Raw genomic sequence first — 8,420 nt, 5'->3', positions numbered from 1 at the left:
CCCTTCTGCTCACCGTGTGGGAGCGGAAGGAGGCAAGGTGAGGGACAGGTTCCAACCTCGCCCTAATGGCGTCCGCCTAAGACAAGCGTGAGGTTTACGGCTGCCAGCACCGGATGCGGGCCAGAGGCCCGCGCTCCCAGGAAAAGGTACGCTTAATCCGCGTGCCGCCGGCGTGAGCATTTCTGCCGATCCACCCTACATCCTAACTCATCCCCGTCGTGGCATCAGCACCGTATAATCGAAATCGAGCACGACTGCCGGATCGTAGTTGCCGTCCGCATCCCGGTATGGGAAATCGTGACACGGGCGATCCTTGGTGGCGACGGTGCGTATCCGCAGCGCACCGATATCCGTTCGCCCTGGAATTTCCATTTTGGCGAGGATTTCCGACCAGGCGTAGATGGTATCACCGGCGAAACTGGGGTTGGTATGGCGACCGCTGTTAATGGCGGCAATACTCAGCGCGTTGGCCAGACCGTTGAACGAGAGCGAGCGGGCTAGACTGATGATGTGCCCGCCATAAACGATCCGACGTCCGAACCGCCCTTCGCGTTCAACGTGGAGATTGAAGTGCACCCGCGCTGTATTCTGGTAGAGCCGGGTAGCCTGCATATGTTCGGCTTCTTCAATTGTCACGCCATCAACATGATCAATCTTTTCGCCCACCTCGTAATCTTCCCACAGATAGGTGCTGCCGGCGTGATCCAGGTTGTACGTCGCCAGTGATACCTGATAGGGCACGCTCAACTCGCTGACCGGCACCGAGTCGGGTAACGTGGGGACAACCGGTTCAGGTGCCGGTGCGTTGAGGTCGCGCTTGCGTACCATCACCCAGCGAGTGTATTCGAGCACCATCTCACCACGCTGATTCGTTCCAACTGAATGCACATACACCACGCCGGTTTTGCCGTCTTTGTTTTGGCGGAGGCCGATGACGGTTGAGGTAGTCGAAAGGGTATCGCCGGGATAGACGATGGCCCCAAAGCGACCTCCGGCGTAGCCGAGATTGGCAATGGCGTTGAGTGAAATATCGGGGACAGTCTTGCCAAACACGATATGGAAAACGAGCAGACTGTCGAGCGGCGCTCGCGCTAAGCCAAGCGCCTGGGCAAACGGGGTTGATGAGGTCAGTGCAAAGCGGGAACCGTAGAGCGATGTGTAGAGCGACACATCGCCCTCGGTGACGGTACGTGGTGTCGCATGCACAATTGTTTGCCCGACGCGAAAATCCTCGAAGAAGTTACCGGGATTGGTCTTGACACTCATCCCTTTCTCCTTTTGCACAAGCGCAGCACTAGAAGCCGTATGCCTTCGCCAGTTCGGGGTCTTTTTTCGCAATCATACGTGCCAGATCGACGATCACTTTGGCTTGCTTCCAGGTTGCGTCATCTTGCATCTTGCCGTCGATCATCGCCACCCCTGAACCGTCGGGCATCGCTTCGAGAATCCGTTTGGCAAACAATACTTCATTCACATCGGGGCTAAAGACACGCTTGGCAATTGGAATCTGATTGGGAGCCAGCGACCAGGCGCCAGTGCAGCCGAGCAGGAAAGCGTTGCGGAACTGGGCTTCGCATGCCGCTTCGTCTTTGATGTCGCCAAACGGGCCGTAGAAGGCGCGCAGGCCATGCGAGACGGCGACATCGACCATGCGGGCAATGGTGTAGTGCCACAGGTCTTGCTGGTAGAACGGCCGTTCGGTCTGGCCTTCTTGGGGGTCGGCGAGAACGCCGTAGAAGGGGTGTCCGCCACCAACGCGGGTGGTTTTCATACCGCGCGAAGCGGCCAGATCGGCCGGGCCGAGGCTGAAACCGTGCATGCGGGGGCTAGCGCCGGCAATTGCCTCCAGATTGACCATACCCTGGGCGGTTTCGAGCAACGCATGGATCAGGATCGGTTTCTGGATGTGATATTTGGCTTCGAGCAAGGCCAAAAATTGATCAACAAAGTGAATATCCCATGGGCCTTCAACTTTGGGGATCATGATTACATCGAGTTTGTTCCCTACCGCAGCGACGATTTCGGTGATGTCGTCGAGCACCCATGGGCTGTTGAGTGCATTCACCCGTACCCAGAGCGCGGTGTCGCCAAAATCGGTATTGCGCACAACCTCGATGAACCCGGCGCGGGCCGCCTCTTTGGCGTCTACCGGAATGGCATCTTCAAGATTGCCGCAGAGAACGTCAACCTGTTTGGCGACTTCGGGGATGCGGGCGCGAATCTTTTCCACGTGGGGCGGAAAGAAATGAACGACCCGTTCGGGGCGTACCGGCAATTCTCGAATAGGTTGCGGGGCACCGATGGCGAGTGGATTGTAGAAGTTACGGGGTAGTTTGTGCATACATCCTCCTCTGATACAATTATGAAGGGTGTCGTAATCTCATCGCAGAAAAGCAATTATCGTCCGTCTGGTCCGGCCACGATGCCTTCGTCGTGCAAGCGACCCACTTCCCCTTCGCTCAGGCCAAGCACCTCAAGCAAAATCTCGTCGGTGTGTTCGCCAAGGCGCGGCGCAGGTTGCGCAGGCAGCCGTGGTACCTGACTGAAATCGAGCGGTGAGGCTGGCATCAGATAGCGACCGATACCGGGCTGTTCAACCATCGCAAACATGGGGTTGTCGGTTGAACAATCGGGGTCTTGGGCAATCGCTTCGCGTACCGTGCGGTACGGCGCCCAAGTCACTTGATGCTGCTCGAATATGCGGCGTACTTCCGCAAGAGTACGGGCGTGGAACCAGGGTTCGAGCAGGGCCGCGATCTCGTGCCGTGCTCGGAAGCGGTCTCCTTCCTCGTCCATGTTGAGGCCGAGCCGTTCGCTCAGCGCCTGAAACGCGGCCGTCAAACCGGTGGCCTTGCCCAGGGCTTTCCATTGCGAACTAGTCAGACCAACTACCATCACCCGCTTCCCGTCGAGGGTCTCGAAATCGCGCCCAAATGCACCGTAGAGGTAGTTCCCCTGCTTGGGACGGTCGGTATCGTTGATCATGACCTCGGCGATCATACCCAGGTGACCGATCATCGCCAGACCAACATCTTTGAGTGCGATTTTGACCAGTTGCCCTTCGCCGGTTAAGCGCCGGTGACGTTCGGCAGCCAGCAGCCCGAGCGCGATCATCTGGCCGGTCACAATATCCCAGGCCGGTAAGACATGGTTGACGACATCGGGTGAAGTGACCGGCCCCGTCATAAACGGCAGGCCGAGCTGCGGATTGACTGTGTAATCTACTTCCGAACCACCGTCCCGTCGCCCAACCAGGTTGACCATAATGAGATCGGAACGGTGCTGTTTGAGATGGTCGTAGCTGAGCCAGCCACGGGCCGGAAAGTTGGTGATGAACAGACCGGCATTCTCGCCGGGCGCACAGATAAGCTGCGTGAGCAATTCTTGCCCTCGCGGATGGCGGATGTCAATTGCGATTGATCGTTTGCCTTTATTAAGCCCAGCCCAAAACAGGCTATGTTTACCGTCGAGCGTGACCGGCCATCGTTTGTAATCCAGTCCACCACCAATCGGATCGAAGCGAATAACATCGGCCCCTAGTTGTGCCAGGGTCATGCCGCCGAGCGGGGCCGCGACGAAGGCCGAACCTTCAACGACCCGCAAACCGTGCAGAATACCGTTCATTGGTTTTCCTCATCACAGCACGCTGTTATCGTCATACGAATACCTTTGCGACATAGTCGCAAGGACGAGGGTAGATTCGTGCGCAGCCGGGTACGTCGGCTGCGCGTGTACCCGGCTGGGTCGCTCGTTCGCGCACTTCCTCAAATAACCCGCTTCGCCCGCAACTCACCGATCTCCGCCTCGCTCATCCCCAGCCATTCCTTGAGCACCTCTTCCGTGTGTTCGCCGAGTTTCGGGCCGAGCGAGCGAATACTACCGGGCGTCTCAGAGAGCTTCGGTACGACGTTCGGCATGATCAGCGTTTCACCAATGTCTTCGGCATCAATCGCAACCAGATTACGCCGGGCGTGAACGTGGCGATCACCGAAAAAGTCGGCAATGTCGTTAAGCGGCGCTGCCGGCGTGGCCGTCGCGTAACAGCGTTCCAGCACTTCAGCGCGGGTCAGTGAGCTACACCAGTCACGAACAATCTCGTTTACATCACTGGCGTGCGCCAGACGTACTTTCTGGTCGCCGTAGACACTCGATGACGCCAGTTCCGGGCGCCCCATTGCATTCGCCAGGCGCGCAAAGAGCTTGTCGGTCGCACACGAAATTGCGACCCACTTGCCGTCTTTCGTCTGGAAGTGGCCGTGCGGACAGGCGAACTCATTGTAGTGCGATCCGTGGCGCTCGCGCACTTTGCGGTACATGCCGTAAGCCGGCACCAGCTCGTCACTACAGCGGAAGACCGACTCGTACAATGCGGCATCAACGTACTGACCACATCCGGTCTGCTCACGGTAACGCAAGGCCAGCAAAACCCCAATACAACCGTAGAGGCCGGTCATGTAGTCGGCGAGGGTGGTTGAACCCGGTGTTACCGGCGTGCCTCTGGGCATGCCGGCCAGATACGCAATACCGCCCACGGCGTGGGCAATACGGGCAAAGCCGGGGCGATCACGATAGGGGCCGGTCTGGCCGTAGCCGGTCACCCGTAGCATAATCAGCCGTGGATTAATCTTATGCAATACCTCCCAACCTAGGCCCCACTTTTCGAGCGTGCCCGGACGAAAGTTTTCACAGAGTACGTCAGCCTGCGCAATCAGTTCTTTGAATACCCGCGCCCCGTCAGGATGTTGGAGGTTGAGCGTCACCGAGCGCTTGTTGCGCGACTCGCTCAGCCAGGTCAACGTATCGCCGCGGGAAGTAGGGGTACCGAAGCGACGTAACGCATCACCGCCGATAGGATGTTCCACCTTCAAAACGTCGGCGCCAAACTCACCGAGTAATGTAGCACAAAACGGCGCGGCAATTACCGTTGCCGCATCAATAACCTTGATTCCGGCCAGAGGTAATGTTGTTGTAGTTTCGCCCATGCGTTTCACCTCAATGTTATGAACGTGTTCAGCGTCTGGTATGGAAACTTCACTTTCGCCTCAGCCTCCTTCCCCGGCTATATGGACGAGGAAGAAGGAGTCAGTACAGGCAACTAAAGGAAACATCTTGTCAATTGTGTTGGCCCAAAGCTACTTCCCAAGGTCCTGGTACAGGCAATCAGTAGGACAAGAACATCTGGTCACCCTCTTTTCTCTGCCTGCACACTACCTCCACCAAGGAGAGTTGTTGCAAATGGGCCGTGTACCTGAACAGTGCTTCTACTACCTGGAAGCGCGGGCCAGCAGCCCGCGTACCAGTATGGAGGAAGCGCTACACCACTCTTGCCGAGGCGAGGTGAGCATGCAAATGTCGCCAGGTGTGCTGGGTCAGCTTCTTGGCACAGCGTTGCAAACCGTCTGGCAACTTCATCTTTCCCTCGGCGCCCTCCCGCTTAAATAATCTTGCGACTGCGCAATTGCTTGATCTCTTCCGCCGAAATATCGAGCAGCTCACGCAGCACCTCGTAAGTAGCATTGCCCAGCGGTGGGCCGAGGTTAGTGATCCGGCCGGGTGTTTCGGAGAGAATCGGAATCACATTTGGCACAACGACCTCGCCAATTCCTTCAGCTTCAATGTGCGCAAAATTACCGCGGGCCTGAAAATGCTCATCGTTAAACATATCGGCAACGCTGTTCAACGGGCCGACTGGAACCTCTTTTTCCAGACAACGTTGCATCACTTCATCGCGGGTCAGCGAACCGACCCATTCGATAGTGATCTGATTCACGATGTCACGGGCGGCCAGGCGCTTCCGTTGATCGCCGTACATCTCCGGTGCGGCCAGCTCTGGTCGTTCCATCGCCTCTGCCAGCCGTTCAAACATCTTATCGGTCGTGCAGGCAATAGCAACCCACTTCCCGTCTTTGGTGCGGAAATGGCCATGGGGAACGGCGATGAAGCTACCGGCGCCTTCGCGCTCGCGGATTTTACCAAACAGGCCATACGCTGGGGCAATTTCATCGAGGATGCGGAACACCGCCTCATAGATACCAACATCGATCAACTGCCCCCGGCCGGTCTTCTCACGGTGACGGAGGGCAATCAGAATCCCAATCGCGCCAAACAGACTGGCGATGTAGTCACCCAGCGGGGCGGTACCCGGCAACACAGGCGTTTCGCCGGGGAACCCGGCCAGGTACGAGAGACCGCTAAAGGCATGGGCGATATGCGCGAAGCCTGAGCGACGGCGGTACGGACCCGTCTGACCATACCCCGACACACGGAGCATCACCAGGCCAGGGTTCGTCGCCTGTAACACCGGCCAGCTCAAGCCCCACTCTTCCATCGTACCGGGGCGAAAGTTCTCGATCAGAATGTCTGATTTCGCCACCAGTTTGAGAAAGAGCGCGACGCCTTCTTTCTGCCGCAGATCAATTGTCACCGACTTCCGATTGCGTGCTTCACTCAGCCAGGCCAGCGTAGCATCGTGGCGGGCGGTGGCGGTGCCGAAACGGCGCATTGGATCGCCACCAATCGGGTGTTCAACCTTGAGTACTTCAGCGCCGAACTCGGCCAGAATTGATGCCGCATACGGGCCGGCCAGGAAATTGCCAACATCGATCACCCGAATCCCACTGAGCGGCAAACGCTCTTGACCGGGTATCGGTAGCGGTTGCGGATCGTGCACCGCTGACGGATGGTCGCTAGCGGCCTGCGCATCGCCTGAATCGGGTTGTGGTGTGGTAAGGGTGGTACTGTCTTCGGTTGGTGTTTCAGTGGTCTGATCGGCTGATCTGTTCAGGCGTGAACCTTTTGGCATCGTTTTTCCCTCTCCTCACAGCATTGTAAACAGCAAAAAGCCCATTACGCCGCCCTGGCTACAATAAGGCCGCCATGGCCGCCTGTCTTTAGCCCAAGATATGAAATCAAAACTGCGTGTTTATAACATAGCACAAAAGCAAAATCTATGCAATTACCGGTTTGTAAGAGTTAACTGTGAGTTAATATAAGTAAATACTTGCCTCTCCTTGCCGATAAGTAGCGTATTCAAATGGTATAATATACTCATTCCACTGATCAAACGTATCAATATTTGGTGTAAAGGAGGTCAATCGACCATGAGCAGCGCAAACTGGATGGCGTGGATCGGGCGTACCGAGCTGGTAGAAGATGAGATATGTCTGGCGCAGGCACTGGCTGCCGCCGCTACGCTCGAACCGCCATCTGGGCCACCAACCGTCGGCAGTCCTCTGCCGCCTCTCTGGCACTGGTTTTACTTTTTACCGCGGGCGCCGCAATCCCAGCTTAGCAGCGATGGTCACCCTCAGCGCGGTGGTTTTATTCCACCGATCCCCTACCCACGACGCATGTTTGCCGGCGCCCGCATTCGTTTTCACCACCCCCTGCTCATTGGCCAGCCGGCGCGCCGCGAGGGAGTGATCCGCAACATTACCCAGAAGAGCGGGCGCAGCGGCCCCCTGGCCTTTGTAACGGTTGGCTACCAGATTTATCAGCACGATACCCTCTGTATCGAAGAGGAGCAAGACATCGTTTACCGCGAGCCAGGTTCCCCTGTTCCAGCACCAACACCGATTGAATTACCACCGGTTACCGACGCCATCAGCCGCACGGTCATTCCTGATACCCGGTTATTATTCCGGTTTTCAGCCCTCACCTTCAACGCCCATCGCATTCACTACGACCGGCCCTATGCCCAACAGGAAGAGGGCTACCCTGGCCTGGTCGTGCATGGCCCGCTGGTTGCAGTACTGCTCATGGAGCTGGCCCGCCACCACATTGATCGCCCGATCAGCGGGTTCAGCTTTCGTAGTCAGGCCCCGCTATTTGATCTGGCGCCGTTCCGCCTGCTCGCGCGAATCGGCGATGGGCGGGTTGAGCTAGAGGCGCAGGGGCCGGATGGCGTCACTGCGCTGAGTGCAACCGCTGAACTAGGAGTGGTATAGAGCGTTACGGCCAGCACCGCCCCGTCTCGCTGATCGCCGTCGCCAGCGCCGCTAACATTGTGGATTGCCGTCGCCGCTCAGCCAGCGCCGCCAGCCACGGCTGTAGCGCTCGCAGATCACCGAGCAACGCCGGGCGCCCCCGTTGCGCAAGGGTGCGCAGCGTTGGCACAAACTGTTCATCGAGCGCAGGGGTTGCTGCCAGGTGGGGGGCGAGCGCCGCCAGCGCTCTGGGGCGAGAAAAATCCCTCTCAATCGCCCGTGCGGCGGCGAGGGCCTCGGCGAACAGGTGCGTGGGCAGGTGGGGGGCGAGCGCGGCCAGCGCCCAAGATCGCCAGGACTCGTCGGCAATTGTCCGAGCGGTGGCGAGGGCCTCGGCGAACAGGTGCGTGGGCAGGTGGGGGGCGAGAGCGGCCAGCGCTTTGGCGCGGTCATCGGCATCGCGGATTGTCCGAGCGGCGGCGAGGGCGTCGGCGA

At 58.2% G+C, this 8,420-nt stretch carries 7 protein-coding genes and 1 pseudogene; 2 read left to right on the top strand and 6 right to left on the bottom strand.

Going from position 1 to position 8,420, the window contains the following annotated elements:
• Positions 1-207: 207 nt before the first annotated feature.
• The 4 genes from JE47_RS0118445 to JE47_RS0118430 form a co-directional block, all read right to left on the bottom strand.
• On the bottom strand, positions 208-1,266 hold the full coding sequence (locus JE47_RS0118445) for a MaoC family dehydratase (protein WP_031461163.1): 1,059 nt from the start codon (positions 1,264-1,266) through the stop codon (positions 208-210).
• 28 nt (positions 1,267-1,294) lie between these two features.
• Entirely contained in the window at positions 1,295-2,341 is a 1,047-nt protein-coding gene (locus tag JE47_RS0118440) for an HpcH/HpaI aldolase/citrate lyase family protein (RefSeq protein WP_031461162.1), read from the bottom strand.
• Between the two features lie 56 nt (positions 2,342-2,397).
• Entirely contained in the window at positions 2,398-3,624 is a 1,227-nt protein-coding gene (locus JE47_RS0118435; RefSeq protein ID WP_031461161.1) for a 2-methylfumaryl-CoA isomerase, read from the bottom strand.
• 140 nt (positions 3,625-3,764) lie between these two features.
• Positions 3,765-4,982, bottom strand: a complete 1,218-nt coding sequence (locus JE47_RS0118430) for a CaiB/BaiF CoA transferase family protein (RefSeq protein ID WP_031461160.1) — start codon at positions 4,980-4,982, stop codon at positions 3,765-3,767.
• 253 nt (positions 4,983-5,235) lie between these two features.
• Between JE47_RS0118430 and JE47_RS0118425 the strand changes: the two genes are divergently transcribed.
• The gene (locus JE47_RS0118425; protein ID WP_031461159.1) at positions 5,236-5,442 is read left to right on the top strand and encodes a hypothetical protein; all 207 of its coding nucleotides are present in this window, start codon (positions 5,236-5,238) and stop codon (positions 5,440-5,442) included.
• Here JE47_RS0118425 and JE47_RS0118420 read toward each other — a convergent pair.
• The gene (locus tag JE47_RS0118420) at positions 5,435-6,802 is read right to left on the bottom strand and encodes a CaiB/BaiF CoA transferase family protein (RefSeq protein WP_031461158.1); all 1,368 of its coding nucleotides are present in this window, start codon (positions 6,800-6,802) and stop codon (positions 5,435-5,437) included. The two genes, JE47_RS0118425 and JE47_RS0118420, sit on opposite strands and share 8 nt — an antisense overlap.
• A gap of 298 nt (positions 6,803-7,100) precedes the next feature.
• Between JE47_RS0118420 and JE47_RS0118415 the strand changes: the two genes are divergently transcribed.
• A complete protein-coding gene (locus tag JE47_RS0118415) occupies positions 7,101-7,946 on the top strand; it encodes an acyl-CoA dehydrogenase (RefSeq protein WP_031461157.1) in 846 nt (281 codons plus the stop codon).
• 4 nt (positions 7,947-7,950) lie between these two features.
• On the opposite strand, the pseudogene JE47_RS22330 reads toward JE47_RS0118415, so the two are convergent.
• Positions 7,951-8,420: pseudogene (locus tag JE47_RS22330) on the bottom strand (hypothetical protein); the annotation flags it as partial.

Source organism: Chloroflexus sp. MS-G (assembly GCF_000735195.1).
GTDB lineage: Bacteria > Chloroflexota > Chloroflexia > Chloroflexales > Chloroflexaceae > Chloroflexus.
The sequence above is the reverse complement of the archived record's forward strand: the minus strand, read 5'-3'. Positions and strand labels throughout refer to the sequence as shown.

Bases quoted from the DNA above. Each gene is read 5' to 3' on its own strand.
- JE47_RS0118445 (WP_031461163.1), bottom strand. From the start codon at position 1,266: ATGAGTGTCAAGACCAATCCCGGTAACTTCTTCGAGGATTTTCGCGTC.
- JE47_RS0118440 (WP_031461162.1), bottom strand. From the start codon at position 2,341: ATGCACAAACTACCCCGTAACTTCTACAATCCACTCGCCATCGGTGCC.
- JE47_RS0118435 (WP_031461161.1), bottom strand. From the start codon at position 3,624: ATGAACGGTATTCTGCACGGTTTGCGGGTCGTTGAAGGTTCGGCCTTC.
- JE47_RS0118430 (WP_031461160.1), bottom strand. From the start codon at position 4,982: ATGGGCGAAACTACAACAACATTACCTCTGGCCGGAATCAAGGTTATT.
- JE47_RS0118425 (WP_031461159.1), top strand. From the start codon at position 5,236: ATGGGCCGTGTACCTGAACAGTGCTTCTACTACCTGGAAGCGCGGGCC.
- JE47_RS0118420 (WP_031461158.1), bottom strand. From the start codon at position 6,802: ATGCCAAAAGGTTCACGCCTGAACAGATCAGCCGATCAGACCACTGAA.
- JE47_RS0118415 (WP_031461157.1), top strand. From the start codon at position 7,101: ATGAGCAGCGCAAACTGGATGGCGTGGATCGGGCGTACCGAGCTGGTA.